Raw genomic sequence first — 20,980 nt, forward strand, 5'->3', positions numbered from 1 at the left:
GAACCCTTGAGCGTGCGACGCCACCGGCTCGTCGTGATCCCTCCTGAACCAGCGGGCCCCGGTTCCGCGCCGGTCCCCGTGCCCTTGCCCGCAGGGCTTGCGCCGGGGCCGGGACACAGCCGTCGCGGAGCGGCGCCGCCTCTCCGCCGAGGCCCCGGCTGGACGTGCCGGAGCCCTCAGCCGATCTGCTCGGAAAGCATGATGATGATCCCCTCCGGGCCCCGGACATAGCAGAGCCGGTAGCTGTCTTCGTAGCGCTCCACTCCACCCACGAGCTGCACACCACGGGCCCGCAGCCCGGCCACGGCGGCGTCGATGTCATCGACGGCGAAGGCGATGCGGCGGATGCCCAGGGTGTTGGCCGGCGCGTGCCCGTCGCCGACCCTCGCCTTCGGGGCACGGAACTTCATCAGCTCGAGCCGTCCGTGGCCGTCCGGAGTCCCGACCATCACGACTTCCACGCGCACGCCGTCGAGTCCCACCACGCGATCCACCCAATCACCCTCGACCGGTCCCTCGCCCAACACCTTGAGACCGAGTTCGACGAAGAAAGCCTTCGCGGCCTCAAGGTCCTCGACCACGATGCCCACGTTCTCCATGCGTTGAATCGTCATGCCCCGGACGGTAGCGACAGAGCGGAACAGCTACAACGACATCTCGGGACGGCCCGGCCGGCCGGGTCCTCGCTCATGACCTGCCTGACAGCCTGGCTTCTGTGGCCGGGACGGCGCACCCGTGCCGCCACGCCAGGCGGCTCCGGGCCGGTCCGGGCCGGAGCCGCCTGACCTTGCGGGCCCGCGCGCCCGGGCCCACGGTCCGTCCTCCCGGAGGAGGCCTCCTCCGGGAGGGGGCGCTACCGCACCGCCGTCCACCTCACGCCCCGCGTGGGTCGCGCGCCTGAGACCGCCCCGCCGGGCTGCCCGCCTCGTGGGTCTTCCGGCTCGGGGCGAGCGCCTCAGGCCGTGCGCCTCCGCCACCCGTCCACGCCCCTCCGCCTCAGAAGGGCTCGTCCAGGCCCTCTGTGTCCTGGCCTTCTTCCTCCAGCGCCTGACGCACCACCCGCAGGGCCATGCCCTCCCCGTACCCCTTGCGGGCGAGCATCCCCGCCAGGCGACGCAGCCGCTTGTCCCGCTCCAAGCCCCGTGTGGAGCGCAACTTGCGGGCCACCAGCTCGCGGGCCCTCTCCTCCTCCTGGTCGGCGTCGAGCTTCCCGACCGCCTCGTCGATCACAGCGGAGTCCACGCCCTTCGTGCGCAGCTCACGGACCAGCGCGCGACGGGCGAGCCCCCGGCCGTGGTGCCGTGACTCCACCCATGCCCCGGCGAACGCCGCGTCGTCGATCAGCCCGACGTCCTCGAAGCGTGCGAGAACCTCTTCGGCGGCCTCGTCCGGGATCTCTCTCTTGCGTAGAGCGTCCGCGAGCTGTTTGCGCGTTCTCGGCGTGCCGGTGAGCAGCCGCAGGCAGATGTTGCGCGCCTGCTCGACCGGGTCACGCGGCTCCCCCTTCTCGGCCCTCGACGAGGAAGGGGAGCCGCTGCTTCTGGTGCCGGAACGGGCACGGCGGCCCGATCCTTCGCCGAACCCGCCGCCCGTGTCCGCCCCGCCGCGCGAGCGGCGTCCGGACCGCCCTGCGGCGCCGGCCTCCGGCTCGGGGGCGGACTCCTCGCAGAGTCCGTCGCCGAATCCGTCACCGAATCCGGGGGCGACGCCGGGTTCAGCTGGGCTGCCCGGCCATTCCGTACGACGCGTCACGGCCTAGCTCTTGGCCGCCGCGGTCTTCGCCGGCTTGGCCTTGGCCGCCGCAGCGGTCACCGGCTTCGCCGCCCCCTCGGCCGCCGGGCCCGCAGCGGTCTCCGCGGGGGGCTCGTCCACCGGGGCGTCCGGGCGGACGCCGACGCCCAGCTTCTCCAGGATCTTCTTCTCGATCTCGTTGGCGAGGTCGGGGTTGTCCTTGAGGAAGTTGCGGGCGTTCTCCTTGCCCTGGCCGAGCTGGTCGCCCTCGTACGTGTACCAGGCGCCGGCCTTTCGGACGAAGCCGTGCTCCACGCCCATGTCGATCAGGCCGCCCTCACGGCTGATCCCCTGGCCGTAGAGGATGTCGAACTCGGCCTGCTTGAACGGCGGGGCGACCTTGTTCTTGACGACCTTGACGCGGGTGCGGTTGCCGACGGCGTCGGTGCCGTCCTTGAGCGTCTCGATCCGCCGGATGTCCAGGCGCACCGAGGCGTAGAACTTCAGCGCCCGGCCACCGGTCGTGGTCTCCGGAGAGCCGAACATCACGCCGATCTTCTCGCGGAGCTGGTTGATGAAGATCGCGGTGGTCTTGGACTGGTTGAGCGCGCTGGTGATCTTGCGGAGGGCCTGGCTCATCAGCCGGGCCTGGAGACCCACGTGCGAGTCGCCCATCTCACCCTCGATCTCCGCACGGGGCACCAGGGCCGCGACGGAGTCGATCACGATCAGGTCCAGGGCGCCGGAGCGCACCAGCATGTCGACGATCTCCAGCGCCTGCTCACCGTTGTCCGGCTGGGACAGGATGAGGTTGTCGATGTCGACGCCGAGCTTCTTCGCGTACTCCGGGTCCAGCGCGTGTTCGGCGTCGATGAACGCCACCGAGCCACCGAGCTTCTGCGCGTTCGCCACGGCGTGCAGCGTCAGCGTCGTCTTACCGGAGGACTCCGGGCCGTACACCTCCACCACGCGGCCGCGCGGCAGACCGCCGACGCCGAGCGCGACGTCGAGGGCGGTCGATCCCGTGGGGATGACCTCGATGGGTTCGTTGGGCCGCTCACCCAGGCGCATCACCGCGCCCTTGCCGAACTGTCGTTCAATCTGCGCGAGTGCGGCGTCCAACGCCTTCTCGCGGTCGGTTCCTGCCATGGGTTCCACCCGATTTGCTTGAGTCGATCGCTTCACGTCTCAGACGCTAACCCCTGCCACTGACAATGGGCCTCGACGTCCTGCCGGCCTGTGGACAACTCCACGGTCGAGCCTGGGGAAAACCGGGCCGGATTCTCATCAGAATGGATGTTCGATTTCCCTGTCAAGCGCGCCACGCGGGCCCCGCCCGCCACAAGCGGCGGACGCCACTCGCCCCGGCGCGCCTCACGCCGGGCCGGGACCCGCCGCCCCCGGCCGCACGGAAGCACAGCCCCGCAGGCCGACAGCGGTGAGAGACTCCGACGCGCACAGCGCCTCCGCGACCGCCGCGCAGGTCACATCTGCACCCGAGGTCATATCGACTTATATTCGGTCACTATGGGAGCGACAGCCGAACCGGGGACCGACGGTGAGCCCGGCCTCGGGCCCGACCTGGCCGGCCGGGTGGCGCTCGTCGCGGGAGGCACCCGCGGAGCCGGGCGCGGGATCGCCGTCCAGCTCGGCGCCGCCGGGGCCACCGTGTACGTCACCGGCCGCACGAGCGGTGACGAGCGTTCCGAGATGGACCGGCCCGAAACGATCGAGGAGACGGCGGCCCTGGTGGACGCGGCGGGGGGCCGGGGCATCCCCGTGCAGGTCGACCATCTGGTGCCCGACCGGGTCAGCGCCCTTCTGGCCCGCATCGCCGGCGAGCAGGGGGCCCTGCACATCCTGGTGAACGACATCTGGGGCGCCGAGATCGAGTGGAACAGGACGGTCTGGGAGTCCTCGCTCGACAACGGTCTGCACACCCTGCGGCAGGCCGTCGACACCCACGCCATCACCAGTCACTTCGCTCTGCCGTTGCTGATCGAGACTCCGGGCGGCCTGGTCGTCGAGGTGACCGACGGCACGGACGAATACAACGCGTCCCACTACCGCGTCTCGTTCTTCTACGACCTGGCCAAGGCCGCCGTGAACCGCATGGCCTTCGCGCTCGCCCATGAGCTCGCGCCGCACCGCGCGACCGCCGTGGCACTCACCCCGGGCTGGCTCCGGTCCGAGGCCATGCTCCAGGCCCACGGCGTCACCGAGGCGACCTGGCGCGACGCGATCGCGCGGTCGCCCCACTTCGCGGTCTCCGAGTCCCCCGCGTACATCGGCCGCGCCGTGGCCGCCCTCGCCCGCGACCCCGACATGGCGCGCTGGAACGGAAAGTCGCTCTCCAGCGGGCAGCTCGCCCAGGTGTACGGGTTCACCGATGCCGACGGGAGCCGCCCCGACGCCTGGCGCTACCTGACCGAGGTCCAGAACCCGGGTCGGCCGGCCGACGTGACGGGGTACCGCTGAAGCGCGACCGCGGGCCCCACGCCCTGCCCGTCGGCGCTCCCGGCCGCCCCTACGGGTCTACCCGTGGCACGACCGCGGCGGGGCTCGCCGGTCGCCTCGCCCTCAGCCGGTCGGCGAGCCCCTGCGCAGCCCCTACGGACCGGCCGCCGGCGGGCCGTCGCCTCTGTCACCGCCCGCCCGTCCGGCCGCCCAGCGCCGGTCAGCCGTCCGGCCGGCCCGGCAGCGGCTCGTCCGCCTCGCCTTCCGCTCCCCCCGTACACGCCGCTCGGCCGGGGGCGACCGGTGCCCGGCGTATCCGTGACAGCATCGACCTCCCCCGCGGCCGGCTCTGCCCCCCGTGCACGCGCGGGTCGTCGGTGACGTCGTACCGCTTCACGTAGGCGCCGAGGAACGCCTGGAGCGTGGCGACGGCGGGGATGGCGATCAGCGCGCCGACCGCGCCCAGCAGGGCCGTGCCCGCGACGACGGAGCCGAAGGCGACCGCGGGGTGGATGTCGACGGTCTTCGCGGTCAGCTTGGGCTGGAGCACGTAGTTCTCGAACTGCTGGTAGACCACGACGAAGCCGAGCACCCAGACCGCGTACCAGGGGTCGACCGTGAAGGCGACCAGCATGGGCAGGGCGCCCGCCAGATACGTGCCGATGGTGGGGATGAACTGGGAGACGAGTCCGACCCAGACCGCGAGCGCCGGGGCGTAGGGCACCCCGAGGCTCACCAGCAGGATGTAGTGCGCGACACCGGAGATCAACGCCATCAGGCCGCGGGAGTAGATGTAGCCGCCGGTCTTGTCGACGGCGATCTCCCAGGCCCGCAGCACCTCGGTCTGGCGGGCCGGCGGCAGCACCGAGCAGAGGGCCCGGCGCAGCCGGGGCCCGTCGGCCGCGAAATAGAAGGAGAACAGGAAGACCGTCAGCAGCCGGAAGAGGCCGCCCAGGACCGTGGTGGAGACGTCGAGCACCCCGGTGGCACTGTTCTGGACGTACTTCTGGAGCCAGTCGGAGTGCAGCAGGCTGTCTTGGACCTCGACCCTGGAGAGGTCGGTGCGGAAGGTCTGGTTGACCCAGTGGATCACCGAGTCGATGTACTGGGGGAAGTCGTCGACCATGTCGACGATCTGGCCCGCGATCATCGACCCCAGCAGCACGACGAACCCGATGCCGAAGATCAGCAGGCCGAGGAAGACCAGGAACGTGGCGAGCCCACGCCGCATGCCTCGCCCCGCCATCCGGCCCACCGCGGGCTCTACGGCGAGCGCGAGGAAGAACGCGATCAGCACGTTCGTGAGCAACCCGATGAGCTGGTCGAACGCCCAGCTGCCGAGCTGGAAACAGGCGTAGAGCGCCAGGGCCAGCACCATCGCACGCGGCAGCCAGCCGGGCATGCGAACCCCGCCGCCGGACGACGGCACGGTCGGCGGGGCGGGCGGGAGGGGCGGGGCGGCGGACGGCTGGTCCGGGACGGTCTCGTCTGTCGATGGCACGGAACAAGTCTCGCCTACGCCACCGACAACCGGTCCCCCACCTGGATCACACGCACTCCGGTCGGGGCCGGACACGGCGGGACCGGGTCAGCGCTTGTCCGCGGGTACGTCCATGGCGGTGCAGACGGCGCGCCACACGTCTTTCGCGTCCCAGCCGGCGTCCAGGGCCTGGTGCACCGTCCGGCCGCCGAGTGCGGCCATCACGTGGTCGCGCGCGAAGGAGTCCGCGTAGACCGCGCCGAAGTGGTCCGCCATCCGTTCCCAGAAAATCGTCAACCGCATGCCCTCAGTATCGCGCTCCTGAGAGTGCAGCCGGTCGTCCGGGCCTGTGCCCGGGCCTCGGGGCGTTCTACGGTCGCTCCATGGCTGGAACCGGAGCAACCCCCCTCTCCCGCGCCGAGCAGTTCATCTGGCTCACGGCCCGCGTCCTCGAACAGCGGCGGTTCGCCCATCGCTTCCTGGGCGGAGATCCCGAGGCCGTCGAGACGGCCCTCGCCGCCTATCTCAACGAGGACGGCGGCTACGGTCACGGGCTGGAACCCGACCTGCGCGGCCCCGTGAGCCAGCCGCTGCACACCGCCCACGCACTGAGCGTCCTCGACTCGATCGGCCGCTGTGACGGACTGCGGGCGGACCGGATCTGTCGTTTTCTGACCGAGGCGTCCACCAGGGAAGGGGCGCTGCCCGCGCTGCTCCCCGCGCAGCGCGGCTATCCCGCGGCTCCGTTCCTTGCGATCGTCGACGCACCGCCGGCGGAGTTGCTGGCCACCGGTCCGGTCGTCGGCCTGCTGCACCGCAATGAGGTGTGGCACGCCTGGCTGTTCAGGGCCACGGACTTCTGCTGGAGCGCCGTCGAGTCCCTGGAGCAGTCACACCCCTGCGAGATCGAAGCCGCGGTCGCCTTCCTGGACGGCGCTCCGGACCGGGCCCGCGCCGAGGCCGCGGCGGACCGGCTCGGCCGGCTGGTGCGCGACCAGCGGCTCGCGGTGCTCGACCCGTCCCGCCGGGCGGAGTACCCCGTGGCGGAGGGCTGCCCCCCGGCAGAGCACCGCTTCCCGCACGACTACGCCCGTACGCCTCGATCACTGGCCCGCCAGTGGTTCACGGACGAGGAGCTGGAGCGCTCGCTCGACCATCTGGCAGCCGAACAGCTCGACGACGGCGGCTGGCCCGTGAGCCGACGGCCGTGGGCGCCGGGCACCGCCCTGGAAGGACGCCCTCTGGTGACGCTCAGGGCGCTGGAGACCCTGCGTTCGTACGGCCGGGCGCTCGGCTGACCCGCTCACCCCAGCGCGCGCACGAGGGCTGTCACGAGCACGGCAGCCGCGACGACGACCAGGAAGTGCGCGCGCAGCACCAGGGCGAGGGCGGCGGCCGCGAGTCCTGCTCCCCGGGCGTCCCAGACCAGTTCCTGGCCGGCGCCGAAGGTCTGTTGCGCCGTGAGCGCGGCGAGCAGCGCCACCGGGAGCAGTGCGGCCATCCGTTGGACGAGCGGCCGCTCCAGGAAACCGGCGGGCACCAGCAGACCGAGGAGTTTGGCGAGGTAGCAGCCCACGAAGGTGAGGCCGATCGCGATCCACACACTCACCGTCGTCCTCCATCGCTCTGCGCACCGTCCGTGGGGGGCGTCGGCCGCTTCGGACGCCCCATGAGGCAGAGGACGAGGGGAGCGGCGAGCGCGGACAGGAGTACCGGAACGCCTGCGGGCAGGACCGGCAGCAGGCCGAGCGCCAGCAGTACGGCGAGCCCGGCCGTGAGGCGTTCACCGGTGCTCCTGAGCATCGGAGAGAGCAGGGCGAGGAACACCGCGGGGCTCGCCGCGTCCAGCCCCCAGGCGTCGGTGTCGCCCAGAGCGCCCGCCCCGAGCGCTCCCGCCAGGGTGGTGAGGTTCCACAGGACGTAGAGGGTGAGCCCGGTGACCGTGAAGCCGATGCGGGCGGCACGCCGGGTGGGCTGGGAAAGGGTCACCGCGGTCGTCTCGTCGATCACCCAGTGGGCGGCGAGGGGCCGTATGGAGCGCGGCAGCGCGAGCAGTTGCGAGAGCCGCAGACCGTAGAAGGCGTTCCGGACGCCGAGGAAGAACGCCCCGGCCGCCGCCGTGTACGGGTTGCCGCCCGCGGCCAGCGCTCCGACCAGGGCGAACTGCGAGGCGCCGGTGAAGACGAGGAGGCTCAGGGCGCAGGTCTGGAGCAGGCTGAGCCCGGCCCCGGCGGAGGTGACGCCGAAGGCGAAGCCCGACAGCCCGACAGCGATGCCGACGCCGAGCGCGTCCCTGACCACGGCCGAGTCCGGTTTTTCGATGCGGGCCTCGGCAGCCGGGCCGGGCGGCCCGCCGACGGTGGCGCCGGTGCTCTCTCGGGGAGCTGTCTGTTCTGTCACGACCGGCACGCTACGGGGGCCGCCCGCCCCGGTCTTGTACGTTCTTGCACGCCCGCGCCGGCACCGGGGCTGGCGGGCGCGTCGGTGTCCTCGGCGCCGTACGCCCGAAGGCGCACGCCGGTACGCGCCGTTTCCGTCCGGCCGCCCGGGCCACCCCGGGGCCGTCGCGCAGCGCACCGCCGCGCGAGAGGCTCGGGCCGTCACGCACCGGGCTCACTCCGGATCACGCTGCGCTCACGCTGGTACGCGCCGGGCGGAACGCCCACGATCCGGGTGAAGTGCCGGTTGAGATGGGGCTGGTCCGAGAAACCGACGGCTGCCGCGGCGTCCGCGGGAGCGACGCCCGTGTCCAGCAGGCGGCGGGCCCGGCGCACCCGGGCGTCGGTGAGCCAGGTGTGGGGCGGCATTCCGTACTGCTTCTTGAAGGCTCTCAGCAGCGCGAACGGGCCGGTGCCCAGCTCAGCGGCGAGGGCTTCCAGCGTGGGAGGTGCGGCCATCCGTTCCTCCAGCGCGGCGCGGGCTCGCACGGCGTTTTGCACGCCCCCGGCGTGCGGGAGCGGGAGGGGCAGTGGACTGCCGTGCCGACTGAGGAGTCGGGCGACCAGCACCCGCAGAAGACTGTCGGCCGCCAGCGCGTTGCCCTCCTCCGCGGCCCGGTGGATCTCGCTGATCAGCCGGGAGGCACGGGGGTCGGTCACCCGGTTCTCGGTGAAGCCGACCGTGCCCCGCAAGGACGTCAGCTCGGCCGCTATGGCGTTGACGACCTGGGTGGAGGGGTACAGCGTGGCGTACGTCCAGCCCTCTGGCGCTCCGGAGCGGGCGGTGTGGGGCACCTCCGGGTTGATCATGACGACGGTACCGGGGACCGCGTGCACCGTGCCGCCGGGCAGGCCCACGTCCTCCACCCCGCCCGTGACCGCCCCCAGGACGTACCCCTCGTGGCTGTGCCGGGGGAAGGCGTGGCGGACGTACCGGGCACGCAGCAGATCGAGGTCGGGCAGTTCCGCGTACTGCCAGTGCCTCGCCCACTCCCGCACGTCGTCCGCTTCCGGCATGCGGCCATTCTCGCAGGTCCCGGGCGTACGCCCGGGGGTGAGCGGCCGGCGGGGGGCGGTGTCACCGGCCGGTTGTCAGTGGCGGGGTGCACGATGGGGGCATGACCGGCTCCGCACTCGATGCGTTCTCGCCCGCGACCCGCAGTTGGTTCGCCGGCGCTTTCAGCGTGCCCACCGCAGCGCAGGAGGGCGCCTGGCGGGCCATCGGCGAGGGCAGTGACGTGCTCGTCGTCGCGCCGACCGGCTCCGGCAAGACGCTGGCCGCGTTCCTCGCCTCGCTGGACCGGCTGGCCGCGGGACCGCCGCCCGCGGAGGCGAAGAAGCGCTGCCGCGTGCTGTACATCTCCCCGCTCAAGGCGCTCGCGGTCGACGTCGAGCGCAACCTGCGCTCGCCGCTGACGGGCATCCGCCAGGAGTCGGTGCGTCTGGGCCTGCCGGAGCCCGAGGTGCGGGTGGGCATCCGGTCCGGCGACACCCCGCCCGCCGAGCGGCGCTCCCTGGTGACCCGGCCGCCGGACATCCTGATCACGACGCCCGAGTCCCTGTTCCTGATGCTGACGTCCTCCGCGCGGGACGCCCTCGCGGGGGTCGAGACGGTGATCCTCGACGAGGTGCACGCCGTCGCCGGAACGAAGCGCGGCGCTCATCTCGCCCTGTCCCTGGAGCGCCTGGACGAGCTGCTCCCCCGGCCCGCGCGGCGTATCGGGCTGTCCGCGACGGTCCGGCCGGTCGACGAGGTGGCCCGTTTCCTGTCGCCGCAGCGCAGGGTGGAGATCGTCCAGCCCCGGTCCGCCAAGGAGTTCGACCTCTCGGTGGTGGTCCCGGTCGAGGACCTGGGCGAGCTGGGCGGCTCCCCCGCCACCGACAGCGACTCGGGCCAGGCGGAGAAGCCCTCGATCTGGCCGCATGTCGAGGAGCGCATCGCCGACCTCGTCCAGGCGCACCGCTCCACCATCGTCTTCGCCAACTCGCGCCGGCTGGCGGAGCGGCTGTGCAACCGGCTGAACGAGATCGCGTACGAGCGGGCGACCGGCACCGCCTTCGACCCGGACGCCCCGGCCCCGGACCTGCCGGAGGCGCATGCCCCCGCGGAGATCATGGCCCAGTCCGGGGCGGCCAGGGGGGCGCCCGCCCTCCTCGCCCGAGCGCACCACGGCTCGGTCTCCAAAGAGCAGCGGGCCCAGGTCGAGGAGGACCTCAAGGCGGGCCGGCTGCCCGCCGTGGTCGCCACCTCCAGCCTGGAGCTCGGCATCGACATGGGCGCGGTCGATCTGGTGATCCAGGTCGAGTCGCCGCCCTCCGTCGCCTCCGGCCTCCAGCGGGTGGGCCGGGCGGGGCACCAGGTGGGCGCGGTCTCCACCGGAGTGGTCTTCCCGAAGTACCGCGGCGACCTGGTGCAGGCAGCGGTGGTCACCGAACGGATGCGCGAAGGGGCCATCGAGGCGCTGCGCATCCCGTCGAATCCGCTGGACGTCCTGGCCCAGCAGCTGGTCGCCATGGTGGCGCTGGACAGCCTGCAGGCAGACGACCTGCTGGCGCTGGTCCGACGGGCCGCCCCGTTCGCCTCACTGCCCGAGTCGGCGTTCACCGCCGTGCTCGACATGCTCGCCGGACGCTATCCCTCGGACGCCTTCGCGGAGCTGCGCCCGCGCGTGGTGTGGGACCGGGTCGCCGGTACGGTCACGGGACGGCCCGGGGCACAGCGGCTCGCCGTCACCTCCGGCGGCACCATCCCCGACCGCGGGCTCTTCGGGGTCTTCCTGGCCGGAGCCGACCCGAAGAAGGGCGGCGGTCGGGTCGGCGAGCTGGACGAGGAGATGGTCTACGAATCCCGGGTCGGCGATGTCTTCACCCTGGGCACCACGTCCTGGCGGATCGAGGACATCACCCGGGACCGTGTCCTGGTCTCGCCCGCCCCGGGCGTTCCGGGACGGCTGCCGTTCTGGAAGGGCGACCAGTTGGGGCGCCCGCTGGAGCTCGGCCGGGCGCTGGGCGCCTTTCTCCGGGAGATCGGCGGCCTGTCGGAGGAGGACGCCCGGCTCCGGCTGCGTGCCGCCGGGCTCGACGCGTGGGCGGCGGACAACATCGTGGCCTACCTGGACGAGCAACGCCGGGCCTGCGGTCATGTCCCGGACGACCGGACCATCCTGGTCGAGCGGTTCAGGGACGAGCTGGGCGACTGGCGGGTGGTCGTGCACTCCCCGTTCGGAGCCCAGGTGCACGCCCCGTGGGCGCTCGCCCTCTCCGCCCGCCTCGGCGAGCGGTACGGGATGGACGCCCAGGTCATGCACGCCGACGACGGCATCGTCCTGCGGCTGCCGGACGCCGATCTGATGGGTCTCGACCTGTTCGACTTCGACGCGCCGTCACCGGACGCCTCCGGCGGCGACGCCGGGCCGGGCGGCCCGGCGTACGACAGCGACCAGCCGCCGGTCGCGGCCGCCGACGTCGTCTTCGACCGGGGCGAGGTCCAGCAGATCGTCACCGACCAGGTGGGCGGTTCCGCGCTGTTCGCCGCCCGGTTCCGGGAATGCGCCGCGCGCGCCCTGCTGCTGCCCCGGCGCTCCCCCGGCAAGCGCACCCCTCTCTGGCAGCAGCGTCAGCGCGCCTCCCAGCTGCTCCAGGTCGCTTCCGAGTTCGGCTCGTTCCCGATCGTCCTGGAGGCCGTCCGCGAATGCCTCCAGGACGTGTTCGACGTGCCCGGCCTCACCGAGCTGATGGGCGACCTGGAGGCGCGGCGGGTCCGGCTGGTCGAAGTGACCACCCAGGAGCCCTCGCCGTTCGCCCGCTCGCTCCTCTTCGGATACGTCGCCCAGTTCCTGTACGAGGGCGACTCGCCGCTCGCCGAGCGGCGGGCGGCCGCCCTCTCCCTGGACTCCCACCTCCTCGCCGAGCTCCTGGGCCGCGCCGAGCTGCGCGAGTTGCTCGACCCGGAGGTCCTCACCGAGCTGGAGCGGGAGCTGCAGTGGCTCACGGAGGACCGGCGGATCAAGGACGTCGAGGGGGTGGCGGACCTGTTGCGCGTGCTCGGTCCGCTCACCGACGCGGAGCTGGCGGAGCGAGGCGCCGAGCCCGCCTGGGCGCCGCAGCTCGCGTCGGCCCGCCGCGCGATCCAGGTCCGGATCGCCGGGGCGGCCCGCTGGGCGGCGATCGAGGACGCGGGCCGGCTGCGCGACGCCCTGGGCACCGCGCTGCCCGTCGGGGTGCCCGAGGCGTTCACCGAACCGGTGAAAGACCCGCTCGGCGATCTCCTCGCCCGCTTCGCGCGGACCCACGGCCCGTTCACCGCCGCCCGGGCCGCCGAGCGCTTCGGGCTCGGCACCGCCGTCACCGACGGCGCGCTGCAGCGGCTCGCGGCGTCCGGCAGAACGGTCCAGGGCGAGTTCCACCCAGCGGGCATCGGCCAGGAGTGGTGCGACGCCACGGTGCTGCGCCGGCTCCGCCGCCGTTCGCTGGCCGCGCTCCGCCAGGAGCTGGAGCCGGTGCCGCCCGCGGCCCTCGCGTCCTTCCTCCCGCAGTGGCAGCACTTCGGCGGCAACAGCCTGCGCGGCCTCGACGGGCTGGCCCGGGCGGTCGAACAGCTCCAAGGGGCGCCCGTGCCGGCGTCGGCCCTGGAGAAGCTGGTCCTGCCGAGCCGGGTCACGGGCTACAACCCGGCGATGCTCGACGAGCTGACGACCACGGGCGAGGTGCTGTGGGCCGGTGCGGGGGCGCTGCCGGGCAAGGACGGCTGGGTCTCCCTCTACCTCGCCGACAGTGCGCCGCTCCTCGTGCCCGCCCCGCATCCGCTGGAGCTGTCGTCGCTCCACGAGTCCGTGCTCACCACGCTCCAGGGCGGGTACGGCCTCTTCTTCCGTCAGATCGCCGACCAGGTCCGCGCGACGACCCACCCGGACTGCACCGACCAGCAGCTGGCCGACGCCCTGTGGGAGCTGGCCTGGTCCGGGAGGCTCACCAACGACACGCTGGCCCCGCTGCGCTCGCTCCTGGGCTCCGGAAAGACAGCGGGCTCCACCGCACACCGCTCCCGGCGCAACGTCCCGCGCGGGCGCTACGGCTCGCTCACCGCCGCCGGCCGGCCTGCCTCGCGCACCGGTCCCCCGACCGTCTCGGGCCGCTGGTCCCTGCTGCCTCCGGGCGAACCGGAGGCGACCCACCGGGCCCACGCCCTGGCCAGAACCCTCCTGGACCGGCACGGCGTGGTCACCCGCGGCGCGGTGCAGGCCGAGGGGGTGGAGGGCGGCTTCTCCGCGACGTACCGCGTGCTGGCAGCCTTCGAGGACAACGGGCGGGCGCGGCGCGGCTATGTCGTCGAGGGGCTGGGGGCGGCGCAGTTCGCGATGGACGGCGCGGTGGACCGGCTGCGGGCGGCGTCCACGGCTCGGGACCGCCGCGATCCGGGCGCCCCGCCCCAGGCCCTGGTGCTCGCCGCGGCCGACCCGGCCAACGCGTACGGCGCGGCGCTGCCGTGGCCGGAGCCCCCGGACGGGGCCACCCACAAGCCGGGCCGCAAGGCGGGGGCTCTCGTCGTCCTCGTCGACGGCGAGCTGACGCTCTACATGGAGCGCGGCGGGAAGACCCTCCTGGCCTGGCCTTCCGACCCGGATGCCCCCGCGCTGCGAGCGGCGGCGGAGGCGCTGGCCGCCTCGGCGCGCGGCGGAGCCCTGGGCACCGTGACGGTGGAGCGGACGAACGGCGTCTCCTCCCTCTCCTCCCCGCTGGGCCGGGCGCTGGAGGCAGCCGGGTTCCTCGCCACGCCCAGGGGTCTGCGCCTGCGCGCCTGAGGCCGGCTCCCTGTCGCGCCGCGGCGCGCGACCCGGGGCCGACCGGCCTCCACCGCCCGTGAGACTCCTCGGGGGCGCGCGGGCGCAGGGCCGGGACGCGCGGGCTCCGGCGCGCCCATCATGGAGGCATGCCCGAAGGAGACACCGTCCTACAGACCGCCGCACGTCTGCACGCCGCGCTCGCGGGACGGGTGCTGACCCGGACCGATCTGCGCGTCCCCCGGTACGCCACCGCCGACCTCACCGGCCGGAGCGTGCTGGACGTCACCGCGCGCGGCAAGCACCTGCTGGCCCGCATCGAGGGGGGCCTGACCCTCCACAGCCACCTGCGGATGGACGGCGCCTGGCGGGTGTACTCACCACAGGAGCGCTGGCGGGGCGGCCCCGGGCACCAGATCCGCGCGATCCTGGCCAACGCGGACAAGACGGCCGTCGGCTACCGGCTTCCCGTCCTCGAACTGCTGCGCACCAGCGAGGAGAGCCGGGCCGTGGGGCATCTGGGGCCTGATCTGCTGGGCCCCGACTGGGACCCGGGCATCGCCCTGACCCGGTTGCACGCCGACCCGGACCGCCCTCTCGGCGAGGCTCTGCTGGACCAGCGCAATCTCGCGGGCATCGGGAACGTCTACAAGTGCGAGCTCTGTTTCCTGGCCCGCGTCACCCCCTGGCTCCCGGTGGGCGCTCTCCCCGAGGACGTACTCCCCCGGCTGGTCACCCTGGCCGAGCGGCTGCTGCACGCCAACCGGGACCGTCCGACGCGGACCACCACGATCACCGCCGAACGCCGCATCCAGCCCGGTCCGCCCGGTCCACCCGCCGCTGAGCGGAACGCCCCGCCACCGCCCACCGCACCGGAACCCGCCTCATCGCCGATGCCGAGCCGTGCCCGGCCACGACCGTCCGTCCGCGTACAGGAGCGGCTGTACGTCTACGGGCGGGCCCAGCGCCCCTGTCTGCGGTGCGGCGCCCCGGTCCGGGTGGCCGACCAGGACGACCGGCCCACCTTCTGGTGTCCCGGGTGCCAGGCGGGCCCGACCCCCTGACCGCCGTCCCGGCAGATGGGAGGGCACTGACCGACCAGGACCCGCTCCACGCGGTGGGGGCGCTGTACAGCTGCCGGGCCGGTGCCCCCGGCGTCGCGTCCGCCCGACCTCGGACTCCGTTCCGTCCGGCCCCCCGGCTCACATCCGGCCAGCCCTCGACTCGCGTCCGCCAGGCCTCGGCCGTCTCCGGCTTCAGCGGGGGTGAGACCCTCCGCCCGAACGGCGGCTTCGCCCTGCCCTGGCCGACCGTCTCCACCTTCCTGCCCACCCACCGCCCACCGCTCGGCCCCGCTCGCCCGGCGGGAGCACCGAGGCCACGTGGACCGGCAGCAGACTCAGCCCCCAACCGCCCGCCGCCACCGTCGCCTCCACCGCCCCCGCCTGGTCGGGCGCCACCACCAGTCGGAGCACTGCCCACCACCACAGCGCGCCGAGAAGCAGCGCAGGCGTCCACCGCCGTCCCATGCCTGCCTCCTGCGGCCGAAGTCCTTCCGGCAGTTTCCCCTGGCCGTTGCGGTGCTGCACCCAGAACGCCCGGCCGCCGTGCCGCCCACGCAGGAGTGCCCCCCGCCGGAACGGCGGGGGGCACTCGGTGCTGGGGACGGCCGGTCGCGCGGAGCGCTCACGGCGGGAGGCGGCGGGACACGACACCGGACGCGGTTCCCGACGGTTTCGCCGGCCCAGCCGCAGGAGCAGATCGGCCTACTGCTCGTCGTCCCGGCGGAGGGAGTCCTTGACGCCCTTCCCCCGTTCGCCGGCCTCGTCCATCGCGTCCCTGGCCTGGCCCTTGACCTGATCGGTCTTGCCCTCGGTCTCCTTGCGGCGGTCGCCGGTCAGCTTGCCGACCGCTTCCTTGCCCTTGCCCTTGATCTTGTCCATGGCGCTGTCACCACTCACGATGTCACTTCCTTCCGCTCAACCGCTGTTCGGGTCAACCGCTGTTCGGGGGCTCCTCAGGCGCTTTCCGCTTGGAACATCCAGGCGTGCTTCTCGAGGTCTGCCGTCAGCGCGATCAGCAGGTCCTGGGTCACCGGGTCCGGCTCGTCCGTCGTCGCGATGCGCTCGCGCATGCGGCCGATGACCACGCTCAGAGCGTCCACCAGGATCTTCACGGCGTCGACGTCCTTGATCCAGCCCTCGGGCACGGACGCGATGGCGGTCTCGGCGGCGACCGTGCCGGAGCGTCCGTCCGGGTTGACTCCCATGGCCGAGGCGCGCTCGGCCACCGTGTCGGAGTGCTGCCGGGCCGTGGTGACGACGTCGTCGAGCTGGAGGTGGACGGATCGAAAGCGCGGACCGACCACGTTCCAGTGGACCTGCTTGGCCACGAGAGAGAGGTCCACGAGGTCCACCAAGGCACCTCGCAACGCTCCACCCACGGCCTTGAGATCTCCCTCGGACAGCGTGCTCTTGACCACAGACATGTGCGCTTCTCCTATCCGTCGGACGCTTCACTGACCGTCTCGGTGCATCACCCACGATGGCACATATGAAGCAAAACGGTCATGTGGGCCTTGTCTGTCGGATGCCCAGCGCCGGGCGGCTCACACTCCTCGATCGGACAACTCACACAAAAAGTCCCGGTCGGCCCCCATGGGGGCCGACCGGGACTCCGATCAGGCGACAGCGCCGCGTGTGTCAGGCGGCGACGACGTCCACCGCTTCCGCGGGCGCCTTGATGGTCACCCGTCCCGACGGCACGCCTGCGACCGACGAAACGGAGACGGAATTGAGCATGGGACGAACCGGCACGGGGACCGGATCACTGACAGCTGCCGACTCGGCCAGCTCAGCGAGCGAGAGCTCGTCGCTCACTTCACGCATCAGCTCGGACATCCGTACGTCAAGCGCGTCGCAAATCGCGGAGAGCAGCTCGGAGGACGCCTCCTTCTGCCCCCGCTCCACCTCGGAGAGGTAACCGAGCGAGACCCGGGCCGACGAGGAGACTTCGCGCAGAGTACGGCCTTGACGCTGGCGCTGCCGACGCAGCACGTCACCCAGCAGGCGACGGAGCAGAATCATCGGTGGCTCCCTCCTCGGACCGCGTAGCCGCATCCTTCACGCCCTACCGTACCGCCTCGCGCAGCGGCCGTGCGGGGAGCGATGTCGTGTTCACTCAGGGCTGCAAACATCCCTTCCCCCCGTTGTGTTCCGTATCCTGTGCCCGCGCGTTCCCCCCGAGTTCGCCCGCGAGCAGTTCGAGGACTCTTCGCACACTCTCTCTACGGATATCCGCCCTCTCCCCATTCAACCGCAGAGCCGTCACTTTCTCGACGCCGGAAGGTCCCGCGACGGCGATCCAGACCGTTCCGACGGGCTGCCCGTCCTGTGGCTCAGGGCCCGCGACACCCGTCGTGGAAATGCCCCAGTCCGTGTCGAGAGCGCGGCGCACGCCCGTGGCCATCTGCCGTGCGACCTCCGGGTCGACCGCTCCACGCTCCGCCAGAAGCGCCCCGTCCACGCCCAGCACCTCGTGCTTGAGCGGGGTGGCGTACGCCGTCACCGATCCTCGGAAGGACCGGGAGGCGCCCGGTACGGACGTCAGCTCCGCGGCGACCAGGCCGCCTGTCAACGATTCGGCGACGGCAAGCGTGTCTCCCCGCTCCCCGAGCAGCCGGAGCACCCGGGCGGCCACGGTCACCGTTCGGCCTCCGCCGCGTTCCGTGTCCGGGCCACTCGCACATCCGTCGCCACCGACCGGTGGCCCGCCGCCACGGATCGTCCGGCGGCAGCGGCGCGCTCGGCGGCGATGCCTCTGCGGCGCAGGACGACGGCCTGGCGGACGTAGTCGAGTCCGGTGACGACCGTGAGCACGACGGCGACCATCATCACCCAGAAGCGCAGGGTCGCCAGCGGTCCGGTGAGCGCCAGGACATACATTCCGGCGGCCGTCCCCTGGGCGAGCGTCTTCAGTTTGCCGCCGCGGCTGGCCGGAATGACCGCGTGCCGGATCACCCAGAACCGCATCAGCGTGATACCCAGCTCACGGGCGAGGATCACCCCGGTGATCCACCAGGGCAGATCGCCCAGGACGGAGAGCGATACGAGCGCCGCGCCCATGATCGCTTTGTCGGCGATCGGATCGGCGATCTTCCCGAAGTCGGTGACGAGGTCGTACGCCCGTGCCAGGTGGCCGTCGAACAGGTCGGTGATCATCGCGACGGCGAAGGCCGCCCAGGCGAAAGAGCGCCAGACGGGGTCGTGACCGCCGTCGTGGAACAACAGCAGGACGAAACCGGGCACGAGCAGCAGCCGCACCATGGTCAGGATGTTGGCGATGTTCCACAGGCCGGCCTGGTTGACGGCCGCAGTGCCCAGCTTGCCGCCGCGGGCCGGCTTCGCGCCGGGCCCGCCTGCCGCGGATGCCGGGGCTCCGGTCATCTGGCCGCCTCCGCAAGCTCGTGGTGTTCGGCCACCAGGTCGACGCCCTCGGTGCCCACTGCCTTCGCCTCGACCATACGGCCCGGCACGAGGCCCTCGCGTGTGGTGAAGAGCACCTGGCCGTCCGTTTCGGGCGCCTGGTGCGCCGCCCGCCCGACGGCGACCTCGCCCTCGTCCTCCGACTCGACGGACTCCACCAGCACCTGAAGGGTCTGGCCCACCCGCTCCTCGGCCCGCTGCGAGGTCAGTTCCTCGGCCAGCTGGGAGATATGGGCGAGCCGCTCCGCGATGACGTCGGCGTCGAGCTTGTTCTCGTAACCCACCGCCTCGGTGCCGTCCTCGTCCGAGTATCCGAAGACGCCGATCGCGTCGAGCCGGGCGCCGGTGAGGAAGCGTTCCAGCTCGGCCAGGTCGGCCTCGGTCTCACCGGGGAAGCCGACGATGAAGTTGGATCGGGCTCCGGCCTCCGGGGCCTTGCTCCGGATGGTGTCCAGCAGCTCCAGGAAGCGGTCGGTGTCGCCGAAGCGCCGCATCGCACGCAGCACACCGGGGGCGGAGTGCTGGAAGGACAGGTCGAAGTACGGGGCGACCTTGGGGGTCGAGGTGAGGACGTCGATGAGCCCCGGGCGCATCTCGGCGGGCTGGAGGTAGCTGACCCGGACCCGCTCGATGCCGTCCACCCCGGCCAGCTCCGGCAGCAGCGTCTCCAGCAACCTGATGTCGCCGAGGTCCTTGCCGTACGAGGTGTTGTTCTCGGAGACGAGCATGACCTCCTTGACGCCCTGCTCGGCCAGCCAGCGGGTCTCCTGGAGCACGTCCGACGGCCGCCGGGAGATGAACGATCCGCGGAAGGAGGGGATGGCGCAGAAGGAGCAGCGGCGGTCACAGCCGGAGGCGAGCTTCACCGAGGCGACGGGGCTGGTGCCGAGCCTGCGGCGCAGGGGCGCACGCGGTCCGGAGACCGGTGCGACGCCCTCCGGGAGGTCGGCGGGAACGAGGGCCGGCTCGGCCTCCTGGGCGTGGCCCGGCAGGGCCACGGCGGCGTCCTGCCGCTCCGCCGGGCTGATCGGCAGGAGCTTGCGGCGGTCGCGCGGGGTGTGCGAGGCGTGGATACCGCCGTTGAGGATGGTCTGGAGGCGGTCGGAGATGTCGGAGTAGTCGTCGAATCCCAGGACGCCGTCCGCCTCCGGCAGGGCCTCTGCGAGGTCCTTGCCGTAGCGCTCGGCCATGCAGCCGACGGCGACGACGGCCTGGGTGCGGCCGTGGTCCTTGAGATCGTTGGCTTCGAGCAGGGCGTCGACGGAGTCCTTCTTGGCGGCTTCGACGAACCCACAGGTGTTGACGACTGCGACATCCGCGTCGGAGGCATCCTCGACGAGGTCCCAGCCGTCCGCTGCCAAGCGGCCTGCAAGCTCCTCCGAGTCCACCTCGTTACGGGCGCAGCCAAGAGTGACAAGGGCGACGGTACGGCGTTCGGGCATGGACTCAAGACTACTTTGTCCCGGCGGCGCCCCTGCCGTGCAGGGTTCCCCACTCCCCCGCCGGCTACGGGGAGCAGCGGAGTCCCGAGCCGGGGAACGCCTGAGGGCGCCCGGCACGGGCCGGGCGCCCTCCGGGGCGGGACGTGGTCGGGGGGCGGCGGGTCAGCCGGCCTCGGGGTCGCCCTTGGTGTACGAGAGCCGCTCGACCTGGCCCGTAGCGAAGCGGTCCTGGACCTCCTTGCCGTTCACGAAGAGCTCGATCACTCCCGCGTTGCCGAGGACGAGGTCGATGCGCTCCTCGTCCTGGAAGGTCTTGGACTCGCCCTTGAGCAGCAGCCCGTCGAAGAGCATCCGCCCGTTGTGGTCCTTCGCGGAGATCCAGCTCTCGTCCCGGGTCGCGCTGAGCTTGACCGTCACCTTGTCCCGGGGGGCGGCGGCGATGGCGCTCTCGGACGGCGCGGGCTTGGGGTCGGAGGGCTTGGTGGCGGTGGGCTCGGCCGTGGCTTCGTCGGGCTCCGAGCCCTCCGCGACCTGGGCGGTGCTCGCGGGTTCGTCGTCACCGCTGAAGAGCGTGAAGCCGACGAACCCGACCACGACGACGATGGCCGCGGCCATGGCGGCGTTCCAGTTGGGCCGCCGGGGTTCGGAGCGGATGCGTTCCGCTTCGAAGAGCGGTGCCGCGGGGGTCGGCGCGGGGCGGCCGCCGTGGTCGGCGTCGTACTCCTCGACCAGCGGTTCCGGATCGAGGCCGACGGCACGGGCGAGGGTGCGGATGTGGCCGCGGGCGTAGACGTCGCCGCCGCAGCGGGAGAAGTCGTCCTGCTCGATCGCGTGCACGATGGGGATGCGCACCCGGGTGGAGCTGCTGACTTCCTCAGCCGTCAGACCTGCGGCGACACGGGCCTGCTGAAGGGCACGACCGATCGAAGGCCGGTCGTCTTCGGGGGAGTTGCCGATGGACACGGGGGCGCCTTTCGAGCGTGAGCCACCTGCTGGATGTTCAGTCTAGAGGGGGTGCGAAAGGGTGGGGCAACCGGGAGGGACGACTTTGTACGCCATCGGGTTCGCCGGACGGCCCTGCCGCCGGTCCCGCGGGCGGAGCGGGCACGGAGCACGGCCCCGATCGAGGACTGGGCAACCGGTGGTGGGCCGAACGGGGTGGGAGGAC

The 20,980-nt window shown here is 72.6% G+C and carries 20 protein-coding genes; 4 read left to right on the forward strand and 16 right to left on the reverse strand.

Features of this window, described 5'->3' with window-relative positions:
• Positions 1-176: 176 nt before the first annotated feature.
• From V9U70_RS19160 to recA, 3 genes are all read right to left on the reverse strand, one after another.
• Positions 177-614 carry a VOC family protein gene (locus V9U70_RS19160; protein ID WP_336676792.1) on the reverse strand — a complete coding sequence of 146 codons (438 nt, stop codon included), beginning with the start codon at positions 612-614 and terminating at the stop codon, positions 177-179.
• A gap of 382 nt (positions 615-996) precedes the next feature.
• On the reverse strand, positions 997-1,752 hold the full coding sequence (gene recX / locus V9U70_RS19165; protein WP_336676793.1) for a recombination regulator RecX: 756 nt from the start codon (positions 1,750-1,752) through the stop codon (positions 997-999).
• 3 nt (positions 1,753-1,755) lie between these two features.
• Positions 1,756-2,880 (reverse strand): recombinase RecA, encoded by a 1,125-nt coding sequence (recA, locus tag V9U70_RS19170; RefSeq protein WP_336676795.1) that lies wholly within the window; start codon positions 2,878-2,880, stop codon positions 1,756-1,758.
• A gap of 378 nt (positions 2,881-3,258) precedes the next feature.
• Between recA and V9U70_RS19175 the strand changes: the two genes are divergently transcribed.
• The gene (locus V9U70_RS19175) at positions 3,259-4,209 is read left to right on the forward strand and encodes an SDR family oxidoreductase (protein ID WP_336676796.1); all 951 of its coding nucleotides are present in this window, start codon (positions 3,259-3,261) and stop codon (positions 4,207-4,209) included.
• Between the two features lie 199 nt (positions 4,210-4,408).
• Here V9U70_RS19175 and V9U70_RS19180 read toward each other — a convergent pair whose 3' ends face one another.
• Positions 4,409-5,590 carry an AI-2E family transporter gene (locus V9U70_RS19180; RefSeq protein ID WP_336676873.1) on the reverse strand — a complete coding sequence of 394 codons (1,182 nt, stop codon included), beginning with the start codon at positions 5,588-5,590 and terminating at the stop codon, positions 4,409-4,411.
• Positions 5,591-5,776: 186 nt separating this feature from the next.
• Complete coding sequence (locus V9U70_RS19185) at positions 5,777-5,971, reverse strand: DUF3046 domain-containing protein (protein ID WP_336676798.1); 195 nt, start codon at positions 5,969-5,971, stop codon at positions 5,777-5,779.
• An 80-nt stretch (positions 5,972-6,051) separates the two neighbouring features.
• On the opposite strand from V9U70_RS19185, the gene V9U70_RS19190 reads away from it, so the two are divergent.
• Positions 6,052-6,966, forward strand: a complete 915-nt coding sequence (locus V9U70_RS19190) for a hypothetical protein (RefSeq protein WP_336676799.1) — start codon at positions 6,052-6,054, stop codon at positions 6,964-6,966.
• A 5-nt stretch (positions 6,967-6,971) separates the two neighbouring features.
• On the opposite strand, the gene V9U70_RS19195 is transcribed toward V9U70_RS19190, so the two are convergent.
• From V9U70_RS19195 to V9U70_RS19205, 3 genes are all read right to left on the reverse strand, one after another.
• On the reverse strand, positions 6,972-7,277 hold the full coding sequence (locus tag V9U70_RS19195; RefSeq protein WP_336676800.1) for an AzlD domain-containing protein: 306 nt from the start codon (positions 7,275-7,277) through the stop codon (positions 6,972-6,974).
• On the reverse strand, positions 7,274-8,068 hold the full coding sequence (locus tag V9U70_RS19200; protein ID WP_336676801.1) for an AzlC family ABC transporter permease: 795 nt from the start codon (positions 8,066-8,068) through the stop codon (positions 7,274-7,276). The genes V9U70_RS19195 and V9U70_RS19200 overlap by 4 nt, the downstream gene beginning before the upstream one ends.
• 200 nt (positions 8,069-8,268) lie before the next feature.
• The gene (locus tag V9U70_RS19205) at positions 8,269-9,123 is read right to left on the reverse strand and encodes an AraC family transcriptional regulator (protein ID WP_336676803.1); all 855 of its coding nucleotides are present in this window, start codon (positions 9,121-9,123) and stop codon (positions 8,269-8,271) included.
• 101 nt (positions 9,124-9,224) lie between these two features.
• Between V9U70_RS19205 and V9U70_RS19210 the strand changes: the two genes are divergently transcribed.
• Both V9U70_RS19210 and V9U70_RS19215 read left to right on the forward strand, forming a co-directional pair.
• The gene (locus V9U70_RS19210) at positions 9,225-13,907 is read left to right on the forward strand and encodes an Lhr family ATP-dependent helicase (protein ID WP_336676804.1); all 4,683 of its coding nucleotides are present in this window, start codon (positions 9,225-9,227) and stop codon (positions 13,905-13,907) included.
• Positions 13,908-14,035: 128 nt separating this feature from the next.
• Entirely contained in the window at positions 14,036-14,950 is a 915-nt protein-coding gene (locus V9U70_RS19215; RefSeq protein WP_336676806.1) for an Fpg/Nei family DNA glycosylase, read from the forward strand.
• Positions 14,951-15,142: 192 nt separating this feature from the next.
• Here V9U70_RS19215 and V9U70_RS19220 read toward each other — a convergent pair whose 3' ends face one another.
• From V9U70_RS19220 to V9U70_RS19255, 8 genes are all read right to left on the reverse strand, one after another.
• A complete protein-coding gene (locus V9U70_RS19220) occupies positions 15,143-15,415 on the reverse strand; it encodes a hypothetical protein (RefSeq protein ID WP_336676808.1) in 273 nt (90 codons plus the stop codon).
• A 237-nt stretch (positions 15,416-15,652) separates the two neighbouring features.
• Entirely contained in the window at positions 15,653-15,829 is a 177-nt protein-coding gene (locus V9U70_RS19225; RefSeq protein WP_336676875.1) for a CsbD family protein, read from the reverse strand.
• A 74-nt stretch (positions 15,830-15,903) separates the two neighbouring features.
• A complete protein-coding gene (locus tag V9U70_RS19230; protein ID WP_336676810.1) occupies positions 15,904-16,374 on the reverse strand; it encodes a Dps family protein in 471 nt (156 codons plus the stop codon).
• 214 nt (positions 16,375-16,588) lie between these two features.
• Positions 16,589-16,972 (reverse strand): helix-turn-helix domain-containing protein, encoded by a 384-nt coding sequence (locus tag V9U70_RS19235; protein ID WP_336676812.1) that lies wholly within the window; start codon positions 16,970-16,972, stop codon positions 16,589-16,591.
• A 94-nt stretch (positions 16,973-17,066) separates the two neighbouring features.
• Entirely contained in the window at positions 17,067-17,591 is a 525-nt protein-coding gene (locus V9U70_RS19240; protein WP_336676814.1) for a CinA family protein, read from the reverse strand.
• A complete protein-coding gene (pgsA, locus tag V9U70_RS19245) occupies positions 17,588-18,331 on the reverse strand; it encodes a CDP-diacylglycerol--glycerol-3-phosphate 3-phosphatidyltransferase (RefSeq protein ID WP_336676816.1) in 744 nt (247 codons plus the stop codon). Before pgsA ends, V9U70_RS19240 begins: the two co-directional genes overlap by 4 nt.
• Complete coding sequence (gene rimO, locus V9U70_RS19250; protein ID WP_336676817.1) at positions 18,328-19,812, reverse strand: 30S ribosomal protein S12 methylthiotransferase RimO; 1,485 nt, start codon at positions 19,810-19,812, stop codon at positions 18,328-18,330. Before rimO ends, pgsA begins: the two co-directional genes overlap by 4 nt.
• 162 nt (positions 19,813-19,974) lie before the next feature.
• Entirely contained in the window at positions 19,975-20,775 is an 801-nt protein-coding gene (locus V9U70_RS19255; RefSeq protein WP_336676818.1) for a helix-turn-helix domain-containing protein, read from the reverse strand.
• Positions 20,776-20,980: the final 205 nt, after the last annotated feature.

Origin of the sequence: Streptomyces pratensis (assembly GCF_037137275.1) — a bacterium.
GTDB lineage: Bacteria > Actinomycetota > Actinomycetes > Streptomycetales > Streptomycetaceae > Streptomyces > Streptomyces pratensis_B.